Source organism: Frankia sp. AgPm24 (genome assembly GCF_023243055.1).
Lineage (GTDB): Bacteria > Actinomycetota > Actinomycetes > Frankiales > Frankiaceae > Frankia > Frankia umida.
Map to the genome: position 1 here is coordinate 50,598 of NZ_JALKFW010000224.1, position 20,509 is coordinate 71,106.

Sequence of the window (20,509 nt, forward strand, 5' to 3'; positions counted from 1 at the left end):
GGCGGGCCCGGCACGATTCGCCGGACACCTCGGAAGGTAGATCGTCCGGCCTCGGCCGCGCGACGGAGCTGACCGGCCAGTACGGACGGGGGTTAGCCGCACCATCCCCGTCCGCCGGGGCCGGGGGCCGGCACGGCCGGTGCGCACGGACGCAGGAGCACGCCGCTCACAGACGGCGGGCGAGGCCGAAGGTGGAGATCGTGTAGCCGGTGCGCAGGGCGAGGCGGTGGGCCTCGTGGCGGTGGGTATCGATGCCGAGCTGGATGTGTTCGCAGCCCAGACGGCGGGCCTCCCGATCGGCCCAGGCGAGCAGGCGGGTGGCGTGCCCGCGGCCGCGGGCGACGAGGATGGTGGTCAGATCGTCGACCGCGAGGTGTCGTCCGGTGGCCAGCGACGTGATCTGGCGGAAGCCGAGCGCGCCGGCGACCCGACCGAGTTCTCCGTCCCAGGACGCGATCAGCCGGTAGCCCTCGGGGCGCTGCACCTCGTTGACGAGGCGGACGAACCCCGTCGAGGTCAGGTGGGGTCGTAGCTGTCGCATGGGGTCGAACGCCAGCCAGGTCCGGTCCGCCTCCAGCTCCTCGATCTTCACGGTCCGTATTCTGTCAGTACCTTCCTGGGAGCGCTTCGCCCACCCGGTGTGACGTGCCGACTCCACCCGCTATCCACGGATTCGACTAACCGATTCGCCTGTGGATGTGGGCTGGTGGATGCGGCCTGTGGAGGAGGCCAGGCGACACGGCGGGTGGAGGTGGCTAGGCGACGGCGTCCTCGGGCTGGCGATCGGTGAGAAGCTGGGCGGCGAGCCAGGTGACGGTCTCGCGGACGAACCGCAGACGGCCGGCGAGGCCGACCACCTCGTGGCCCTCGTCCGGGAACAGCAGGTAACGACATGGCACACCGTGGGCCTGGGCGGCGGCGATGGTCTGCTCGGCCTCGTGGACGGGCACGTTCGTGTCGTTCTCGCCGTGCACGACCAGCAGGGGTGCGGCGAGCCGGCTCATCCGGTGCAGCGGGGACAGCGCCCGCAGCAGGGCCGGGTCGGTCCGCGGGTCGCCGTACTTGGTGACGGCGCTGGCCGCGATCCACGGCTCGGTGTGCTGGTAGAAGGTCTCCAGGTCGACCATCCCGCAGACGTCGACGCCGGCGCGGAACAGCTCGGGGTGTGCGACGAGGGCGGCCAGCGTCAGATAGCCGCCGTAGGACCGGCCGGCGACGGCGATGCGCTGTGGGTCGGCGAGTCCGGCGGCGACGAGATCGCGCACGCAGCTCGCGACGTCCTCGATGCCGTCGAAGCGGTGGTGCAGATGGTCGGCTTCCTCGAAGGAGCGGCCGTAGCCGGTGGAGCCGCGCACGTTCGCCGCGAACACCGCGATCCCCCGGGCGTTCAGGGCGTGGATCAGCGGGTTGAACGTGGGCCGTTCCTGCGCTTCGGGCCCGCCGTGCAGGTAGATCAGGGTCGGCATCGGCCCGGGCGGCGCCGGCGGGCGGTACCAGAAGCCCGACAGGGTGAGCCCGTCATGGGCGGCCAGGGTGCGCGGTGCCGGTTCGACGAGCGCGCGCGGCTGCCGGGGTGCGCGCGACACCAGACATCGGTGGACGGCGCCCCACCGCGCCTCCCCCGCGTCGGCATCTTCTGAGTCGGCGCCGAGGTGGCAGGTCCAGAGCTCGGCGGGCACGGTGGCGTCCTCGACGGCGAGGACGAGCTCCCGTCCACCGGGGCGACCCAGCAGCGCGGTGATCACCGCTCGCGGCGGGGCGGGCAACGGGTGGACCTCGCCGGTGGACAGATCCACGCCGGTGAGCTCGCTGCGTCCCGCCACGTTCCACGCGACGACGGCCCGTCCCAGGCCGGCGGCGCCCAGCCCCGTCCCGATCAGCTCCGCCTCGGCCCGTGCCGTCGCGCCCCGTCCCATCCCGTCCCGACCCATCCGGCCCAGACCCATCCCGCCCAGAGCCGTGTCGACCAGCTCCACACCGGCCAGTTCCGGGCGGGGGGCGGCCACCTGTCCGGTGGGAGTGTCAAGCAGGGCGATGCGTTCGACATCGGCGTCCGGGCGGGCGGCGAGCACCCGGGCGGGGCCCGGGCCGTCGACCGCCACGTCGAGCAGGGCGGCGCGCTCACGACCGCCGAGATCGGTCACGAGCAGGGCACGGTGCCCGCCGGCGACGAACCGGCCGGACAGCACGGTCGCCCGCCCGCCCGGCAGCTCCCAGGACGCGTAGGTGGTGCCGTCCTCGGCCGCGGTGGTGAGCCGGGCGTCGACGATCAGGGCCCGGCGGACCCCCCGCGGCCCCTCCCGCAGCAGCAGTCGGTGGCCATCCGCGATGGCGACGGCGTCGAGGATCTGCAGGGCGACGCCCTCGGCGAGCACGACCCGCCGTCCGTCCAGGGTGATCAGCACCGCCAGGGTGTGTCCGGACGGGTCGGTCCGGTCGGACTCGGTGACCAGCAGCGCCTGGCCGTCGGTGGTCCACCGCGCCGGGGCGGCGGCCCCTCCGTCGCCGCCCGCGAGCCGCCAGGCCCCGCCGGGACGGCCACCCGCGCCGAGCCCGGACGCCGGATCGACGATCCGCACCTCGGTGAGCTCCCCGCCGCCCGGCGCGACCTGCACCGCCAGCAGCTCCCCGCCCGGTGACCACATCGCGGCCCGCACATGCCCCGGCCCGGTGTCGACGGCCACCCCGTACCCGACACCGTCACCGTCGGCACCGCCCACCCCGACACCGCCCACAGCCCCGGCACCGTCGATGTTCCCGGCACCGTCGACGCTGCCGGATCCGGCGGGCGCGGCCATCGCGCGGACCCACAGCCGTGGGCCGGTGGGTCCGTCCGCGATGTAGGCGAGCCGACCGTCGGCGGCCAGGGCCGGTGCGCGCACGCCGACCGCCGTCGCCCAGGCGTTCGGGAGGTCCGTCGGCAGCGGTGCCAGCACGTCCAGGACGGCGGGACGCTGCGCCGGCACATCGCGGGCCAGGGCCTGCGTCGACGCGGTCAGGTCCTCGGGGTAGGAGGCTCGGGTCATCTCAACTCCCTACGGCATCGGGTCGGCTCGGCTTGGGCTGGCCGGTCCGGTCGGTCGGATCAGGTCAGGCCATGATTCTGCAACCACATCTCGAGCAGCGCAGCCTGCCAGAGCGCATTCGCCCCAAGGGTGGTGCGGTTGTCGTTGGGGGCGGCGAGCATCGACTGCACCCAGGACGGCCGGTAGAGCCCGCGGGCCTTGGCCGCCGGGTCGAACAGCGCCTCGCGGACCCGCTCGAGGAACGGGCCGTTCAGGTGGCGGATCGCCGGCACCGGGAAGTAGCCCTTGGGCCGGTCGATGACGTCCACCGGCATCAGTGGGCGCCCGATGTCCTTGAGGACGCCCTTGCCGCCGGAGGCGAGTTTGAGTTCGGGCGGGCAGGCCGCGGCGAGTTCGACGAGTTCGTGGTCGAGGAACGGGGTGCGGGCCTCGAGGCCGGCGGCCATCGTCATGTTGTCGACCCGCTTGACCGGGTCGTCGATGAGCATGACGGCCGAGTCGATGCGCAACGCCGCGTCCACGGACGTCGCCGCCCCCGGATGGGCGAAGTGGGCGGCGACGAAGTCGCGGCTGGCGTCCCGTTCCAGCAGGTAGGACGGCTCCACCATGGCCGGCAGGTCGCGGTGCGGCCGGTCGGCGAACACCGACAGGTAGGCGTCGACGGCTGCCTCACGGGGGACGTCGGCCAGCGGCGGATACCAGGAGTAGCCGGCGAACACCTCGTCGGCGCCCTGCCCGGACTGCACCACCTTCACGTGGCGGGACACCTCCTGCGAGAGCAGGTAGAACGCCACGCAGTCGTGGCTGACCATCGGCTCGCTCATCGCGGCGATGGCGGCGTCGACGGCGGGCAGCAGCCGGCTGCCGGGCACCCGGATCTGATGGTGATCGGTGCCGAAGTGTTCGGCGATGATGTCCGAGTAGGCGAACTCGTCGCCGGACTCGCCGCCGGCCGCCTCGAACCCGACGCTGAAGGTCGCCAGGCCCGTCTGCCCGGCCTCGGCCAGCAGCGCGACGATCAGGCTGGAGTCCAGCCCGCCGGAGAGCAGCACGCCCACGGGCACGTCGGCGACCATCCGCCGGCGCACCGCGGTGCGCAGCCGGGCGGCGATCGCGTCCTGCCAGTCACCGGCGTCCCAGCCGGCGTAGGCGTCGTCGCGGGTGAACGACGGGCTCCAGTACACCTCGTCGGTGTACTGACCGTCCGGCTCGACGACCCGCACGGTCGCCGCGGGCAGCTTGCGCACCCCGGCGAGGATGGTGTGCGGCGCCGGCACCACCGAGTGGAACGAGAAGTAGTGGTGCAGGGCGACGAGGTCCAGATCGGAGCTGATCCCGCCGCCGGCCAGCAGCGCCGGCAGGGTGGAGGCGAACCGCAGCCGCTCGGCGTCCACCGCGTAGTAGAGCGGTTTGATGCCGAGCCGGTCTCGGGCGAGCACGAGCCGGCCGGTGTCGCGTTCGGCGACGGCGAAGGCGAACATGCCGACGAAGTGGTCGACGCAGTGGACGCCCCACCGGTGGTAGGCCTTGCCGATCACCTCGGTGTCGGAGGTGGAGAAGAACCGGTAACCGGCGGCGGTGAGCTCGTCGCGCAGCTGCTGGTAGTTGTAGATGCACCCGTTGAACGCGGTCGTGAGGCCCAGTTCGCTGTCGACCATGGGCTGCGCGCCCCGCTCCGACAGATCGATGATCCTCAGTCGGCGGTGGCCGAACGCCACCGGCCCGGACGCCCAGATCCCGACGCCGTCCGGACCACGCGCCACCATCGTCGCCGTCATCCGAACCACGGCGTCGACGTCGGCCGCCCGACCGTCGAACCTCAGCTCGCCACTAAGCCCACACATAGCGCTCCCGTCGGGTTACTGGGATCAGGCATGATCCCTTCTCCGGACGTACCTGCCCGGCGTCGAGAGACTTCGTCGTCTCCACACGATCGATGCCGGACGTTTCACAGTCGTGTCGGCCCGGTTGCGGTCACGCACGGTCCACATCCGCGCAGGCCGTAGCGGCCCCGCTTCGCACCGTCGGCACCACCGGGCCGGTGCGGCCGAGCTGGTCACCGACCGTTCGGGAACGTGGCGCCGACCGCGGTTCCGTCAGCGGCGCGGGATCCAGGTGTCCTTGGAACCGCCGCCACGTGAGGAGTTGACGATGAGGCTGCCGGGTGGGGCGACCCGGGACAGCGCCGCGGGGATCACCACCGGTTCGGACCCGGCGTAGACGAACGCCCGCAGATCCACCGCGCAGGGCTGGAGCTGGCTGTCATGCCAGGTGGGATGGGTGGACAGGGCCACCACCTCCTGACCGATCCAGCGTCGCGGGTCGGCCAGGATCTGTTCGCGCGCCTCGGTGAGCTGGTACGGCTCGGCGTGCGGGCCGATCAGCACGCCCGCGCCGCCGAAGCCGTCCACCGGCTTGACCACCAGCTGGTCGAGGTTGGCCAGCACGTGTTCGCACTGCTCCGGGTCGCCGCAGACGTAGGTGGGCACGTCGTCGAGCACCGGCTGTTCACCCAGGTAGTAGGTGACCATCCGCGGCACGAAGGCGTAGGTGACCTTGTCGTCGCCGACCCCGTTGCCGGGCGCGTTGGCGACACTGACCAGCCCGGCACGCATCGCCCGCAGCAACGCCGGGCCCAGCGGCGCGCCGTCCGCGCCGACCGCGTTGAACAGTTCGTCCTCGTCGATGCGCCGGTAGAGCACGTCCACGCGGTGCCGGGTGGCGCCGTCGACGCGGTGCGCGCCGTCGTCGTCGACGAGCAGCTCGCCCGGTTCGACCAGCGCCACCCCCATCTGCTCGGCGAGCATGGTGTGCTCGAAGTAGGCCGAGTCACCCGGCCCGCCGGAGAGCACCGCCACCACCGGCTCACCGCCACCGCTGGCCCGGCTGCCACCGGTGCTGCTCCCGCCGCCGGGACGGGCCGGGGCGGCGGCCAGCAGCGCCTCGTGCAACAGCGCCGGGATGCCGTCCAGGCGCAGGATGCCGCTGGGCGGCCCGAGTTCGGGCAGCACCGACTCGGCGAGCCGGCGTCCCTCCAGGGCGTAGGCGATCCCGGAGGGCACCCGCAGGTTGTCCTCGAGCACCAGCCAGCCGCCGTCCGCGCCGCGGACCAGGTCGATCCCGGCGGTGGTCACCCGGATCGCCTCGTCGGCCACCGCCCGTCCGCCGTGGCGCAACCCGGGTGCGTCGTTGACGACCCAGGGTGGCACCACACCGTCGGCGACGGCCGCGCGCTCGCCGTAGACGTCGCGCAGGAACGCCTCCAGCGCCCGGACCCGCTGGGTCAGGCCCGAGCGCAGCACCGCCCAGTCCTGGGCGGCGATGATCCGCGGCACGATGTCGAACGGGAACGGTCGGCTGCGCTCGTCCCCGGCGACCCTGAACACGATGCCGCGGTCGTGCTGCTCGGCCTCGCGGGTGCCGACCCGTTCGTCGAGCGTGTCCGGGCCGAGCCGTTCCAGGGTGCGCATCACCGCCCGGTACTGGGGCCGCACCGCACCGCGGTCGTCGACGACCTCGTCGTAACCGGTCGGCTGGTAGCGCTCGAGCAGCGTGGGCGCGATCTGGTCGGGAGCCGACACCGCCGGCGCCACACCGATCACCGCACCGGCCGGCGGCACGTCCCGGGTCTCGGCCAGGATCAGGTCCGCGACATCGGTGAGCAGCCCACGGCGGGCGAACGCACGACGCTGGCGCTGCGCGGAGCTGCCGCGCCCGGCGGCCTGCTCGGCGAGGTTGTCGATGAGCTCCCAGTCGTCGTACTGCTCCAGCTGCGGACGGACCTCCTCCAGCAGCCGGCGCAGCATCGCCCGCGCCGGCACCGGCCCCGCGCCGAGAATGTCGACGAGGTCGCCCTCCAGCCCCGACCGGGCCGCCCGCCAGGTCGCGGCGCGCAGCAGCTCGGCGCGCGGCGGCGGCGCCTGGCCGCCCGCCGCGATCTCCTCCACCGCCCGGCAGACCAGCGCGCGGAACAGACCCGCGATGAGAATGACGTTGTCGACGTCCGGGCAGGCGTCGCAGATGCGCAGCTCCACGGTCGGCAGGTGGGCCGACGGGCGGACGTCGAAGTAGACCATGCCCGGGTCGCTGATCACCCCGGACTTGATCAGATCGGCGATGAGCTGGTCGTACTCGGCGGCGGTCCGGAACGACCCGGCCACCCCCGCCGTCGGCCAGCGCTGCCAGACCAGCGTGCGCATGCTCGCGTAGCCGCTGTCGGCGCCAAGCCAGTACGGCGAGCTGGCCGACAGCGCCAGCAGCATCGGCAGCCACGGCGCGGTCCAGGCCACCACCGCCATCGCCAGATCACGATCGGCGACGTCGACATGCACCTGGGCGCCGCAGATCAGCTGCTCGCGGGCGACGATCTGGTAGTCCTCGGTCATCTGCTCGTAGCGGGCGTCACGGGAGACGTCGAGCGCGTCCACGTCGAGGATCGGCACGGTGCCCGATGCCGCCGGTCCGAGCCCCAGCTCCCCGGCCGCCTCGGCCAGCCGGCGGCGCAGATCAAGCAGGTTCGTGCGCAACGCCAGCAGATCCACCGTCGGCCGACTGTTCGTCTCGACGACGGATTTGAGCAGTTCCGGGGAGAACGAGTCGCCATCGAGGCGAGCGAGTATTTCCTCCGCACGGGGAACAAGCTGACGGGTGTTGAGATCGAGGATGTGGAACTCCTCCTCGACGCCGACGGAAACCATTCGCGCGTCGCTCATGGCCGGCTACGCTACGACCAGCCGGTTACGCATGCATGACGGGCAGGTATCTCCGGGTCCGGATCTGCCATTACGTTCGTCATAGCCGCGTCTGTCGTAGCCGGGTCGACCGTGACCGGGTCGATCGTGACCGCGCCTGTCGCCCGCACGCTGTGATACCGGCATACGCCACCCGCTCTGGCCGTGGGCCGGCGTCCCGACCTGCTCCGATGCGGTGCCCGCAGCGCCCTGCAGGACAATCGTGACAGCCCGGCCCGTCGGCCGGCCCGCCGCGATCGGGCGGCCGCGGTCTCCTCGGATTCCTCTCCCACCGACCCCGCCGCTAAAACGTGACGAAGCCCGCAGCATGACGCGCCACGAAGCGACAGGCCCGGATCAGCCCGGTGACCGCCGGCAGCCCGTCACGTTTCCGACCCTCCGCCGACCCTGGTTTCACCTGCCTCGGGTTAGCCGCCCATTTCCGGCGAGACGACGATGCGCGACTTCATCCGAACACAATGCAACTGCCCCGCCACCATCAACGCGACCCCTCCCCCGGCGACACCTGGCGCCCCACTCGAACGTCCACTGCCGCAACGTCACGGGGGCTCCCTCGATCGCAGCGCGCCACGACAGATCACCAACCAGGCACATACAGCTACGGATCGACGACGTCGCGCCCGACCACCCGCCATGCCGAGACCTGATCCACCACGCTGGGGATCGACACCGCCCTACCGGCGGCCGATTCCGACATGCCGAGGGTTGTTGGGGAGGATGCCGAGGGTTGTTCTGGTTTTCCGGCCTGAAATCCCGAACAACCCTCGGCGTGAGCCGGCCGAGCCGGCTGGCTCGCCACGGTGCCGTGCTGTCCACGACGAGGGAGTACCTGCGGCCACGAGGTGGACCCGAGTCGTCACGATGAGTTCGCGAGAGTCTGCGACGACAGCGGCGAACCTGTGCAGGCGACGACAGCGGACCTGTATGGGCGACGGCCACCGCGACGGCCATGGCGACGGCCATGGCGACGGTTACGACGATGCGGTGCGGGCGGCGGCCTGGGCACGGACGGCGGGTAGGACGTCGCGGGCCAGGGTCTCGAGATCGCCGACGGTGGGCACGGCGAGCAGCAGGGCGGTGAACCCCACGGCCACGATGTCCACGAGCTGGTCGATCACCTCGGTGACGCCGCCGCTGACCACCCCCGATCCGGGCGGTGCCTGCTGGCCGAGCCGCACGATCACGTTGGTGGCGCAGACGATCGACGTGGGATCACGGCCGGCCTGGGTGGCGGCGGTCAGGACGGCCGCGCGCATCCGACGGGCACCGTCGAGGCCGACCCGTCCGATGGAGGGAAGCCAGCCGTCGGCGAGTTCGCCGGTGAGCGCCAGCGCGCGCGGCCCGTACGAGCCGAGCCAGATCGGGATCGGGCGGGCCGCGGGCGGGTCGATCCGGGCGCCGTGCACGGAGAACTCCTGGCCGGCCAGGGTGGTCGGCTTCCCCGACCACAGCCCCCGCAGGATCGTGATGGCCTCCCGCTGCCCGATGATCTTCTGCCCACCGGTGCGTTCGGTGAGGCCGAAGGCGTGGAACTCCGCGTCGTACCCGCCGCCGCCGAGGCCGAGGACGAACCGTCCACCGGAGAGCCGGTCGAGGGTCTCGGCGATCTTCGCGACCACGGGCGGTGGCCGGTAGGGCAGGGCCAGGACGTTCGTGGCCAGTTCGATGCGGCGGGTCTGGCCGGCCAGCCAGCTCAGCGTGGTCAACGGATCGTCGGTGGGACTCTCGCTGTGCAGGTGGTCGCTGAGGCTGAACAGGTCGTAGCCGAGCTCGTCGGCCCCCTGGGCGAGATCGAGGGTCTGCGCCGCCGACAGTTCGCTGACCACACCACCGGCCCCGAACACAAGCCGCGTCCCGGACAGCGCGCTCATCGCGTCGCCTTCCGGTGCGGGCAGGTCTCGTGGCTGCCCGCGCGAGCGGCGCCGTTCGGGTCTCGGTCGGCGGACCGGTCGGCGGCCAGGCCAGTGGCCGGGTCGGACGAGAGGGGTGAACTCACCGGGAGGCCTTTCGGTGGATGTGGTCGGCTCGCAGGCGCAGCAGGACCCGTTCGCCCTCGGTCGGGCGCAGGACGGGGCTGCCGGTCCACCTGCCGAAGGTGAGATGGGCGAGGTCGATGGCGGGTGGTCCGGTCTCGGTCGCGACGATCCGACCGCGGAGCTCGATGTGACGGCGTGGGTCGGCGCGCTCTGCGGCAGGATGGTGGCCGCGGGGATGCAGGACGAACGTGAGCTGTTTCGCCCACAACCCACGGGACGAGACCCTCACCGCGAGCCCTACCGGGGACGGCGGCACGCAAGCGGCAGTCGATGGGTACTACCGATCTTTCGTAGCACCAACAAAACTAGTTGGCATTGCCCACCATTGTCAATACCAACTATATGAGTGAAGAAGGATGCCACCCGCGCTGCCAGGTCGGTGCGCGAGCAGCCGCAGCGCCGAGAGTGCGGTGGCGTCGATCGTGTCGCGCGGCGAGCCAGGTCCATGTTGATCGCCTCGGGCGGTACAGATGGAAGGTGCGGGTGACGCCGCCGACGGTGAGGGTCTGGGTCGAGGAGCCGGGTGGGATGGCCTGAGTGCCCGCGGAAGTCGTGGGCGCGCCGGCCGGGACGTCGGTGGACGACGACCCGCAGCCGGCCAGGACAAGCATCATCAACGCAAGTGTGATCGATGCCGAGGACCGCCACCAACGACGGAATTCGGGTACGGCAGCCGACACGGATGGCAGTTCACGGCAGGAGACCTGTCGATCTCGACAAAGCATGACAACCCTTGTGGTTGAGTAACCATCCCGGCCGGCACCTGCGGCGCCGACGTTTGAAACGGACCAGTCGGAGCCCGTTTTCCTGCTGTCCCGATGGTCAGGAGCTGCGCAGGCATGCCTGCGGGCCGTCGGCGGAAAGGATGGTCAGCGAGCAGAGGGCTGACCGCGGGTAGTAGTCCTTCATGACGGCCGCGGCCGAGGCCGGTCTGTTGTCAGATGGCACGTTCTGGACCGACTCCTCGAATCCGCCGCCGAGAAGGTTACGAAACAGCAGGATGTGCTGGGCGGTCGGGGCTGCGCTGGAGAACGGTACGAATGTGGCTCCCGGGATGTTCTCGATCGCCGATCGCTGCGCCTCGGTACCAACCACGAATGTGTAGTAACCGGTCGCGTCGAGCCTGGTCCTGTAGTCGGCCCGGCAGCCGTAGTCCAGGCTGCCATCGGGCAGGGTGTTGACGACGACTGGCAGAGGCGGGATGGCCAGGTTGTCGCACAACGACCAGTAGCGGATGTCCGAGGTGGCGGAAGGCCACGGTATCGGGTCGTTGGACTGCGGTGTTCGCGGAGCCTTCCCCCGGATGACGAGAACCGTGTTGCCGGTGGGTGGGGTCAGCTTTTCCGACAGGTAGGCGTTGTCCGGGTTGGGAAACAGACCGCCGGTGCCGGAGGAGCCGCGGGCGAACTGGGGTCCCGCGGAGTCCGCCGCGCTCGACACCCTCGCCCCTGCGGCAGCAGTGGTGGTGGTGGTGGTGGTGGTGGGCGGGTCGGACGACAGGGTGGAACCGCAGACGGGTGGGGTGACCGACGTGCCGTTTTGGTCGAATGTCAGGGTCGGCAGGGGGATGCTGGAGGGGTTACCGTCGGCCGGCAGATAGGCGCGGTAGATGAGATACCCGGTCCGGCCGGACCGAGTGCCGGCGGGAGCGAGAGGCACGGTGTTGGTCTCACCGGTCGCCGCGTTCGGGCTCAGGGTGACGGTGAAGTGTCCGCCGGGCACGGCGGTCTGTTGCCAGGGATTGATGCTGCCCGCGTCCGGTGCTGTCAGGTAGTCCGGCAGGCTGGAGCTGACGCCGTTGGTCATGAAAGGCGATCGGCTGCTGTCATAGACCGTCAGGGATGTGTAGCGCGCATCGGCATACGAACCCGAGACGGTGACCTGTAGGCCGTCCTGCACCGTGAACGGGGTCGTCCAGTAGGTGGCGCCGCTGTCCGGGAAGGCCACGTTGGCGGTGGAGGGCGTGGTCTCCAACCGCCACGCACAGGCGGGCGTGATCAACGTCGGTGTCGCCGCGCTGGCCAGCGCCGGCATGGCCAGGACGGTCGCCGTGATCGTCGTCAGGCTCAGCGACCAGCCGCGCCGCAGCCGCGATGTGCTCACAGCGAGCATCTCCAGGCGACCGAGCCGTCGATCGTGGTGCCGCCGGGGGTCTGCCCGGCGACGGCGAAGGAGCCGCCGCCGACCGCCGTGGTAGGACCGGCCGTCCTGGCAGCGGCGCGGTGGTTGGCGGGTCTGCGATGACATCCCATCACTGCAACTCCTCGGAACTCTCGGAAGCGGTGGATTCTCCACGTCCAAGACTGCTTCCCCTGGATTCGAAGCAGTTGCACGTTCTGTTCGAGTTGTATGTGAACGCTGCATCGAGGCCAGCCTGTCCTGGCAGTACCTGAAGCCCGACCTGGCCAGGTGCGCCGCCAAGGACCCGCCGCCGATCCGACCCTTGGGGCGAGGACCCCTCGGCGTGGGCGAACATGTTGCCGATGTACTGGTGCGGGTCGCCACCAAACAGAAAGCAGGAGTAGCCCGGCTGGTTGGTCCGTCGGCCGGTCGGCGGACTTATCCGAGCAGGACGATCAACCCGACGAGGACGCTGATTTTCAGAACGAGCAGCATGTCGGCTGCGCGGCCGTCGACATGCCGGATGTTGATTGTTTCCAGTACCCGCGGCACCGCCACTCGCATCCGTGGCCACATCAGGACAGCCGCGCCGGCGCCGACGCAGGCGACGGCAATCTGTACTCGCAGCGACCCCGGAGCGTACGCGCCGGTAATCGCCGTCGCCACCACCAGCGCGAATACCTTGATCGCCGCGAACTGTGCGAGGGTGGACCGCGACCGCAGCAGGACGGCGGCCAGCGTTGCCGACAGGGCCAGGGTGACAAGCGCCGTCACGGCGGTATGCGGGTCCACCTCAATCCTGGCCAGCCCCGAAACGTGGAGACGGGCAACGGTCTGGTCGACCGGGATCAGCCACAGCAGGCCGACCGTAACCGCGGCGAGCACCGCCTCGGTGCCCCACAGGACGAGCAGGGCGGCCGGGACGAGCAGGAGCCGCCGGCTCACGATGGCCGGTGCGAAGGCGCGCCTGTCCGCCGCCGGGTCGGTGTTCAGGCCAGTACCGGAGCCGTCGACGCATCCGGCAGGGGAGGTATGTGTGTCCGAGCGGGCCATGTCAGATGCCTCCACACGACGGGTGGGCGGCCATCAGCTGGTCGAACGCGGCGCCGCTGATCGACATCTGGACCCGCACGCCCTGGCCACTCGGCATGACGGCATCGAGGTGAGCGCCGAACGGAGGACCGTCGAACGAACTCATGCCGTTACCGAGCATTCCCAGGCAGGCCAACCGGGTGGCGAGGCGGTGCTCGACGAGCCGGACGAGCAGGCGGTCGGTCACCACCAGGACGGTGACGGTCAGCACGACGACGCCGACCACCAGCCGGAACCGGTGGCCCGGCGGGCGGGCCGGCACGGGAAGCTCCACGGTGTAGGCCGACATGGGACCAGCTGACCACGCCAACACTCGAGTTCGATGTCAGCCACATTGGCGTTCCGCCTGCCCGGCCGACGCCGCCGTCTCGACGTCGAAGTCGTGGAAACGCAGCGACATGCGACTGACAGTTCTCACACGGCATGCACATCCGGGCCGGCCAGGCTGCGCAGTCGCATCCGAACCCAGCCGGAAGGTCCACGCCACCATGTCGCACCTGCTCGATCCGTCCGCACCGCCTGATCCCGCGCGCCCCGCCGATACCGTCCACTCGGGGTCGCGCCGGGCGCCGATCGCGGTCGCCGTGACGGCGGTGGTCGTGGTGGTGGTGGTGCTCGCGTTCGCCGCAGTCGGGATGGCACTGGTGGACCGGGTTGTCTCGACCGGTTCGCCGACCACGCGGGGCGGCGCACCCGGTGCGGGCACCACTGCCGCTGGGCCCTCGGCCGGCACGACAGGTCCAACGGGTAGGGCCACCGGCGGCACACCGGACGAACGTCCGGCCATCGCTGTCCACGGGTCGAACCTCGCCGATCCGTTCGTGCTGACCGTCGCCGGGGTCAGTTACGCCTACGGGACGAACACCCCGAGCGGGGGGAACATCCCGGTGCTGCGCAGCACCGGGATGTGGACCTGGCAGTCGGTCGGGGACGCGTTGCCGGCCCTGCCCCGGTGGGCGGCCGCCGGCCAGCTCCTGACCTGGGCCCCGGCCGTCAGTCCCGTCGCCGGCGGCTTCGTCCTTTACTACAGCGCCCGCCTGAGCGCCCTTGGCATCCAGTGCGTTTCGGCCGCGAGCTCGACCTCACCGGCCGGCCCGTTCGTCGATGTCTCCGCCGCGCCGCTGATCTGCCAGTCCGAGACGGGAGGCAGCATCGACCCGAGTCCATACACGGCCGGGACCGACCGCTACCTGACCTGGAAGAGCGAGGGAATCCGGGCCGGGCACGTCCCGACGTTGTGGGCCGCGCGGATGAGCGCGGACGGCCTCGGTCTGGCCGGCCCGGCGGTGGAACTGCTCCACCCCGGCCTGCCCTGGCAGCACGGCGTCGTGGAGGGCCCGGCGATGCTCGCCCGCGACGGCCGGTTCGATCTGATCTACTCCGCCGGCGACTGGCACAGCCCCGACTACGTCACGGCGACCGCCGCCTGCGCCGGGCCGCTCGGCCCCTGTACCGCGGCGCCCGAACCGTTCCTGCGCACCGGGAACGCGGGTGTCGGGCCGGGCGGAGCCGAACCGTTCGTCGACGCCGACGGGAACTGGTGGCTCGCCTTCCACACGTGGAACCGGAAAGATCCCGCGTCCTCCCCCCATGCCGGCCGCCAGCTTGTCCTGGCCCCGCTGTCCTCATCAGGCCCGCCCGCCGTACTGCCCGCGCCCCGCGTGCGCATCGGCCGCGCGGTGACCCGACTCGACGCGGCTGGGTGAATGCGTCGAACTGGTGGCGGAGCATGTCCAGCCGCCTGCGACCAGGGCTGTACGCGTAGGAGCGGATGCCCTCGATGGCCTCACGCGGGCGGCTGTCGGTGGAAGCCTTCTGTTCGAACAGCGGCAGCACCCGCTCGGAGCCGAGGTCACCGTCGACGCGTCGAACGCCACCCAGTTCGCCAGCTGGGACGGCGAAGGAGGCGCTTTCTGGGCCGTCCACGCCGATCGCTTCGATGAGGGAGTCGCCGCCTACCGTGACCGGTTTCTGGCCGCGGCCGCGATCGAGGAGACGGCCACCGTGCTCGATGTGCCGAACGCGAGCACGTCACAAACGTGACCTTCGAGCAGGCCGACGCTACGCAGGTGGGGGTCACTCCTTAGGAGGCGAAGTCGTCGGCATCGTCGAGCCGGGCGATCTGCCCGAGCATGGCGGCGAAATGGCCGCGATCGAAACCCGGATCCGCCGCGCGATCAGCTCGGTCCGGAGTTCGGTCGCGATCTCGAGACCGTCTGCCCGATACGCCACGATGACCGCGTCGACGGCGGCTGGGAAGTCCGCGCGTCGGTCCCAGTCTGCGAAGAGGTCGACGTCCTCGCTCGGCCGCTGGAGGATTCCGTGGGCACGGACCTGCGGCGGCAGAACCAGGTCACCCCAGAGCCGAGCCAGTGTGCGCCCCTCCAACCAGCGGGACAGGTCCGCGGTCCTGGACGCCTCCCGCAGCACCGTCTCGTACATCCGTGCGAGACGGCCGGGGTTCGTCAGGTCGTACCGAGCTGAGCCCGACCAGTCCAGCCACCGGTCAAGAACCACCACTCCCGATGTCGGGCCCTGCAGCTCGTCCAAAGAGTTCGCGACCGCGTAGGGACGCACATCGTCGTATCGCGTGCCCGGGGGCGGCCCGTCGGATGGCATACCACTCATTCTCGACACCACCTCCCAGACAGGTCCCCGCGTCAAAGAGCGCTTTCCCTCTCCAGGGTGGACCAGGCTCAGGCTTACCCTCATCGGCGCCGCCGAGTAGATCACCGCGTGGTACGAGAGGAGCCCTCGCGTCCCATCCAGGTGCGCGATGACCGCGGCCAGCGGCACATGCGGGTGCGTCACCGCCGGCGCGCCGGGCGGTGCGACGGGCCCCCGCTGCGGACGTACCGGCGCTCACCTGCGGACTCCTGACTGGACGGCGAGGCGGGACGAGGACCGATCAGACGACAGATTCGTATGTTTCACATACAGTAGGTATTACAAATTAATCTTCATGGCCATCCAGCTGGCCGCCGGTAGGCTGAGCCGTCGGCGAGGTTCCGGTACGCCGCCCCGCCCCGGCCAGGTGGAGGCGGTGGCCGGCCGGTGTAGCCCCGTGCCCACCTGCCGAAAGTCGTCGGGCGCAGAGCCACACCGTGCGGTCGTCGTCAGGAGACGGCGCGGGTGATCCCGACCCGGATGCGTACGCTGGGTATCCATCTGTGGACCCGTTGGAAACACGCCGGGGTGGGCGTGGTATCACAGGGTGAACTTCTGACGGGCAGCCGGGAGGTTGATGCGGGTGGCGGGGGTCGCGACGTCGGAGCGGGCGGGGGGCCGCGACCGGCCCGCGAACATCTCTCGGTTCGGTCCCTTCACCCATGTGACGGTGGAGAAGGCCCCGCTGTACCGGGCCATCATGGGGACGTTCGTCCGGGCGAAGCGCAGGTTCAACGTCCACCTGCGCCCCGAGGACGTCCTGGAGATGCTCGCCCGCGAGCCAGGCCAGGACGGGGACGGGCTGGACCTCGGCGCCATCACGGATGTGAGCGCCGAGCTACGCAGCCTGGTCGACTGGGGCAACCTGCGCGGCGATCCGGACACGAGCCGGGTCACCTCCGTCGAGGATTTCAACCGCCCCCGGTTCCTTTACCAGCTCACGCCCGCTGGCGAGGCCGCCGAGACCGCGCTGGAGACCTTCGACGAGACGTTGGGTCGGCGCGGGGAGCTGCAGGCCGTCGCCCTGTCCGACATCCACAGCCAGCTGCGGGCGCTCCTGGCTCTGCTGGCGGAACCCGAGATCGATGCGGCGAAGGCGCACCAGCTACTGCGCGACCTGGCCGGGGTCTTTCGCGGGTTGGCGGACAACGCCCAGGCGTTCATGGGCTCGCTGCAGCGCACCATCGATCTGCACGACGCCGACCTCGACGTCTTCCTGGCCTACAAGGAACAGCTCATCGACTATCTCCAGCGGTTCATCCGCGACCTCGTCGTCACCTCGGCGCGGATCGTCGACGTCCTGCGGGAGATCGAGGAGCACGACCTGTCCCGCCTGCTACGGGCGGTCGCCGAGCGCGAGGCCCGCGACGCGGCACCCGACCTCGACTACTCGTCCCCGCCGACGCCATCCCCGCCGACACCGTCGCAGCCGACAGAGCCGCTGGTGAGCGAGGTCGTCGGCGAGCGGCTGGCGTTGTGGACCGAGCGGTGGGAGGGGTTGCGGCACTGGTTCGTCGGCGATCGGCGGCATCCGCCGCAGTCACGCCTCCTGCGGGAACGGGCTCGGGCCGCCGTGCCGGCGCTGCTGTCGGTGGTGCTGGTCCTCAACGAGCGCAGGTCGGGGCGCAGCGACCGGTCGGCCGACTTCCGTGCGCTCGCGCTCTGGTTCGCGCAGGCCCCGAACGACGACGACGCCCACCGGCTGTGGCGGGTGTGCTTCGGGCTTGCTCCGGCCCGCCACCTCACGGTCGACGCGGCGACGTTGGAGGCCCGTGACGCCGAGCCGGTGCCGGCGTCGACGCCGTGGAGCGAGGCACCGCCGATCCTCGTCGACATCCGGCTGCGGCGCACCGGTCGGTACGAACGCAGGGGTGCGCCCAACCGCGTCCGCGACCGCGCGGCCGAGCGCCGGCTGCTGGCCGAGAGGCTGGCGGCCGAGGAGGAGGTGGTGCGGGCCGCGCGCCGCCAGCTCGCCACCGGCGAACCCGTGCGCCTGTCCGAGCTGGCTGAGCTTGACGACCCGACCTTCCGACTGTTCCTGGCCGTCCTCGGGGACGCCCTCGCCCGTCGCCGGCCGGGGGAAATCAGCGTCGTGACCAGCAGCGCCGACGGCACTCTGTCCATCTCGCTCACCCCCACCGACGACGGTGTGATCGCGACCGTGCCCACCAGCGCGGGCCGGTTCACCGGCCCCGACCATCTCCTGGAGATCCACGACCTGCTGACGGCGACGGCGTGACCACCCAGCGCCGCGCCATCCCACGCGGGCCGCGTCCCGGGGCGTCGTCGACGGCGGTCATCGACGCGCTTGACGCGCAGCGCGCCGCCGAGCGCCGCCGGGCGATGCGTGCGATCCTGCGCCGCCCGCTGCTCGTCGCGCACGGTCCCGACGCCGACACCTTCCGCCTCGTGCGCCGGCACCAGACATGGCTGCGGGACTGGTTCACCCGAGAGACAGGCTGGTCGCTGCGGGTCGACCCGGAGGTGGCCCGACTGGCCAAGATCCCGGCCGATCTGACCGACGGCACCCGCCCGGCCACGGCAGGATCGGCCCAGCAGCCGTTCAGCCGCCGCCGCTACGTCCTGCTCTGCCTGGCCCTGGCCAGCCTGGAACGGGCCGACAACCAGATCACCCTGGGCAGCCTGGCCGACGACGTGATGATGGGCTGCGCCGCCCCTGAGCTCGCCGAGGCGGGCATCAGGTTCAGCCTCGACAGCCGGGACGAGCGCGCCGACCTGGTGGCGGCCGTCCGCGTCCTCCTTGACCTCGGTGTGCTGCGCCGGGTCGCCGGCGACGAGACGACCTTCACCGCCGGCACCGGCGACGCCCTCTACGACCTCGACCGCCGGGCGCTGAGCGGCATGCTGGTGACCCGGCGCGGCCCCTCGACCGTCAGCGACATCCCAGGCTCGGCCGATGTCGACGGCCGGCTGGCCGCCGTCGTCGAGGAGCTGACGGCCGACACCGACGACGCACGCAACCTGGCCCGACGCCAGGCGCTGACCCGGCGTCTGCTGGACGACCCGGTCATCTACTACGCGGATCTGGACGAGGGCGAGCGGGCCTACCTGAGCAGCCAGCGGGTCGCGCTGACCCGGCGGATCACCGAGGCGACAGGCCTGGTCGCCGAGGTCCGCGCGGAGGGGATCGCCATGGTCGACCCCGACGGCGACCTCACCGACACCCGGATGCCCGAGGACGGTACCGATGGTCACGCCACCCTCCTGCTCGCCGAACATCTCGCCCGCGAGGGCGCCCGACGCGGCCCGGACGAACCGATCGCCGTCGCCGACCTCGACGTCCACATGCGCGAGCTGATCGCCCAGCACCAGAAGCACTGGCGCAAGGGTGTCACCGAGCCCGACGCGGAGGTCGAGCTGGTCGACCGGGCACTGTCGCGGATGCGGGCCCTCGGCCTGCTACGCCGACACGGGGACGACGTGTTCGCCCTGCCGGCGCTCGCCCGGTTCGCGCTCGGTGACCTGCGGGACGGCGGCGGACAGGAGGCGCTGGCATGACGGAGCCAACGACCGAACGCTGGCAGCCGCTGCGCGCCGGACTGGTCGACGTCTTCCTCTACGACGAGGAGGAGTTCCACTTCCACGAGGGCAACCTGCTGCTGCGCGGCAACAACGGCACCGGCAAGTCCAAGGTCCTCGCGATGCTGCTGCCGTTCCTGCTCGACGGTGAGGTGTCGGCCCACCGCGTCGAACCCGACGGCGACCCGAAGAAGCGGATGGACTGGAACCTGCTCATGGGCGGGCGCCATCCCCATCCGGAACGCCTCGGCTACAGCTGGCTGGAATTCGGCCGGCTCGACGCGTCCGGCGCCGCCGAGTACCGCACGATCGGGGCCGGGCTGAAAGCGGTCGCCAGCCGCGGGTCGGTCGTCACCTGGTTCTTCATCGCAGACGCCCGGGTCGGCGTCGATCTCGACCTGGTCGGCCCGACCCGGACCGCGTTGACGAAGGAACGGCTGCGTGACGCCCTGGGCCCGCGCGGCAACGTCTACGAACAGGCGTCGCGCTACCGGCGTGCCCTGGACGAGGCGTTCTTCGGCCTCGGCGAGGAACGGTACGACGCGCTGATCAACCTGCTCATCGCGCTCCGCCAGCCGCAGCTGTCGAAGAAGCCGGACGAGCGGGCCCTGTCGGTGGCGCTGACCGAGGCGCTGACCCCGCTGGACCAGGCGGTGATCGCGGACGCGGCCGAGGCGTTCCGCGGTCTCGAGCAGGAACAGTCGGATCTGCAGGGTTTCGAGGAGGCGCACGAGGCCGCCACCGCCTTCCTCGGGCACTATCGCCACTACGCCCGGATCAGCGCGCGGCGTCGGGCCCGCGAGCCCCGCGCCACCCAGGCCGCCTACGAGTCGGCGTCCCGCCAGCTCAACGACGTCCGGACGCAACGGGAGCGGGTCGAGGCCGAGGCGATCCGGGTGGACGGGCAGGACAGGGAGAACGAGGAGCGCATCACCACGCTCACCGCCGAACGGGACACTCTCACCGCCCGCCCGGAGATGGATCAGGCCCGCGAGCTCGTCCGGCTGCGGCAGCGGATGTCCGACCTGGAGCGCGCGGCCAGCCGGGCCGGGGCCGAACTCGCGGCCGTGACGACCCAGCGCGACGGCCTCGTCCGCCGGACCACCGACGCCAACCGGCGGGCCGAGGCGACCACGGTCGCGCTGGAGCGTGCGGTCGATGCCGCCGGCGCCGGCGCCGAGCATGCCGGCGTCGCCGCCGAACACCAGACGCTGCTCGTCCCCCTGCGGCTGCCCGACGGTCCGCCCGTCGAGCGGGTGCAGGAGGTGTCCTCGGC

The 20,509-nt window shown here is 71.5% G+C and carries 14 protein-coding genes and 1 pseudogene; 5 read left to right on the plus strand and 10 right to left on the minus strand.

Features of this window, described 5'->3' with window-relative positions; genetic code table 11:
- Window positions 1-166: 166 nt before the first annotated feature.
- From MXD61_RS27095 to MXD61_RS27135, 9 genes are all read right to left on the minus strand, one after another.
- Window positions 167-592 (minus strand): GNAT family N-acetyltransferase, encoded by a 426-nt coding sequence (locus MXD61_RS27095; protein ID WP_248816250.1) that lies wholly within the window; start codon window positions 590-592, stop codon window positions 167-169.
- A gap of 163 nt (window positions 593-755) precedes the next feature.
- The gene (locus MXD61_RS27100) at window positions 756-3,026 is read right to left on the minus strand and encodes an alpha/beta fold hydrolase (RefSeq protein ID WP_248816251.1); all 2,271 of its coding nucleotides are present in this window, start codon (window positions 3,024-3,026) and stop codon (window positions 756-758) included.
- A 59-nt stretch (window positions 3,027-3,085) separates the two neighbouring features.
- Window positions 3,086-4,870, minus strand: a complete 1,785-nt coding sequence (locus tag MXD61_RS27105) for an N-acetylglutaminylglutamine amidotransferase (RefSeq protein WP_248816252.1) — start codon at window positions 4,868-4,870, stop codon at window positions 3,086-3,088.
- 252 nt (window positions 4,871-5,122) lie between these two features.
- Window positions 5,123-7,738 (minus strand): carboxylate--amine ligase/circularly permuted type 2 ATP-grasp protein, encoded by a 2,616-nt coding sequence (locus MXD61_RS27110; protein WP_248816253.1) that lies wholly within the window; start codon window positions 7,736-7,738, stop codon window positions 5,123-5,125.
- Between the two features lie 1,010 nt (window positions 7,739-8,748).
- Window positions 8,749-9,648 carry an LLM class flavin-dependent oxidoreductase gene (locus MXD61_RS27115; RefSeq protein WP_248816254.1) on the minus strand — a complete coding sequence of 300 codons (900 nt, stop codon included), beginning with the start codon at window positions 9,646-9,648 and terminating at the stop codon, window positions 8,749-8,751.
- A 121-nt stretch (window positions 9,649-9,769) separates the two neighbouring features.
- Window positions 9,770-10,042, minus strand: a complete 273-nt coding sequence (locus MXD61_RS27120; RefSeq protein ID WP_248816255.1) for a hypothetical protein — start codon at window positions 10,040-10,042, stop codon at window positions 9,770-9,772.
- Between the two features lie 593 nt (window positions 10,043-10,635).
- Entirely contained in the window at window positions 10,636-11,916 is a 1,281-nt protein-coding gene (locus MXD61_RS27125) for a hypothetical protein (protein WP_248816256.1), read from the minus strand.
- A gap of 456 nt (window positions 11,917-12,372) precedes the next feature.
- Window positions 12,373-12,987, minus strand: coding sequence for a histidine kinase (locus MXD61_RS27130; protein ID WP_248816257.1), 615 nt, complete (start codon window positions 12,985-12,987; stop codon window positions 12,373-12,375).
- 1 nt (window position 12,988) lies between these two features.
- Window positions 12,989-13,315, minus strand: coding sequence for a hypothetical protein (locus tag MXD61_RS27135; protein WP_248816258.1), 327 nt, complete (start codon window positions 13,313-13,315; stop codon window positions 12,989-12,991).
- 346 nt (window positions 13,316-13,661) lie between these two features.
- Between MXD61_RS27135 and MXD61_RS27140 the strand changes: the two genes are divergently transcribed.
- Together MXD61_RS27140 and MXD61_RS27145 are read left to right on the plus strand one after the other, a co-directional pair.
- On the plus strand, window positions 13,662-14,732 hold the full coding sequence (locus tag MXD61_RS27140) for a glycoside hydrolase family 43 protein (protein WP_374629640.1): 1,071 nt from the start codon (window positions 13,662-13,664) through the stop codon (window positions 14,730-14,732).
- A gap of 13 nt (window positions 14,733-14,745) precedes the next feature.
- Window positions 14,746-15,069, plus strand: coding sequence for a hypothetical protein (locus tag MXD61_RS27145; RefSeq protein WP_248816260.1), 324 nt, complete (start codon window positions 14,746-14,748; stop codon window positions 15,067-15,069).
- Between the two features lie 33 nt (window positions 15,070-15,102).
- On the opposite strand, the gene MXD61_RS27150 is transcribed toward MXD61_RS27145, so the two are convergent.
- Window positions 15,103-15,645: a hypothetical protein gene (locus tag MXD61_RS27150; protein ID WP_248816261.1), complete on the minus strand. Its 543-nt coding sequence runs from the start codon at window positions 15,643-15,645 to the stop codon at window positions 15,103-15,105.
- A gap of 631 nt (window positions 15,646-16,276) precedes the next feature.
- Between MXD61_RS27150 and MXD61_RS27155 the strand changes: the two genes are divergently transcribed.
- The 3 genes and pseudogenes from MXD61_RS27155 to MXD61_RS27165 form a co-directional block, all read left to right on the plus strand.
- Window positions 16,277-17,932, plus strand: coding sequence for a TIGR02677 family protein (locus tag MXD61_RS27155; RefSeq protein ID WP_248816262.1), 1,656 nt, complete (start codon window positions 16,277-16,279; stop codon window positions 17,930-17,932).
- Window positions 17,929-19,212 (plus strand): TIGR02678 family protein, encoded by a 1,284-nt coding sequence (locus MXD61_RS27160; RefSeq protein WP_248816263.1) that lies wholly within the window; start codon window positions 17,929-17,931, stop codon window positions 19,210-19,212. Before MXD61_RS27155 ends, MXD61_RS27160 begins: the two co-directional genes overlap by 4 nt.
- Window positions 19,209-20,509: pseudogene (locus MXD61_RS27165) on the plus strand (TIGR02680 family protein); the annotation flags it as partial. The gene MXD61_RS27160 and the pseudogene MXD61_RS27165, both read left to right, overlap by 4 nt.

Excerpts from the sequence above, each read along its gene's own strand:
- MXD61_RS27130 (WP_248816257.1), bottom strand. The coding sequence starts at position 12,987 with ATGGCCCGCTCGGACACACATACCTCCCCTGCCGGATGCGTCGACGGC.
- MXD61_RS27150 (WP_248816261.1), bottom strand. The coding sequence starts at position 15,645 with ATGCCATCCGACGGGCCGCCCCCGGGCACGCGATACGACGATGTGCGT.
- MXD61_RS27100 (WP_248816251.1), bottom strand. The coding sequence starts at position 3,026 with ATGACCCGAGCCTCCTACCCCGAGGACCTGACCGCGTCGACGCAGGCC.
- MXD61_RS27110 (WP_248816253.1), bottom strand. The coding sequence starts at position 7,738 with ATGAGCGACGCGCGAATGGTTTCCGTCGGCGTCGAGGAGGAGTTCCAC.
- MXD61_RS27135 (WP_248816258.1), bottom strand. The coding sequence starts at position 13,315 with ATGTCGGCCTACACCGTGGAGCTTCCCGTGCCGGCCCGCCCGCCGGGC.
- MXD61_RS27115 (WP_248816254.1), bottom strand. The coding sequence starts at position 9,648 with ATGAGCGCGCTGTCCGGGACGCGGCTTGTGTTCGGGGCCGGTGGTGTG.
- MXD61_RS27105 (WP_248816252.1), bottom strand. The coding sequence starts at position 4,870 with ATGTGTGGGCTTAGTGGCGAGCTGAGGTTCGACGGTCGGGCGGCCGAC.
- MXD61_RS27140 (WP_374629640.1), top strand. The coding sequence starts at position 13,662 with ATGGCACTGGTGGACCGGGTTGTCTCGACCGGTTCGCCGACCACGCGG.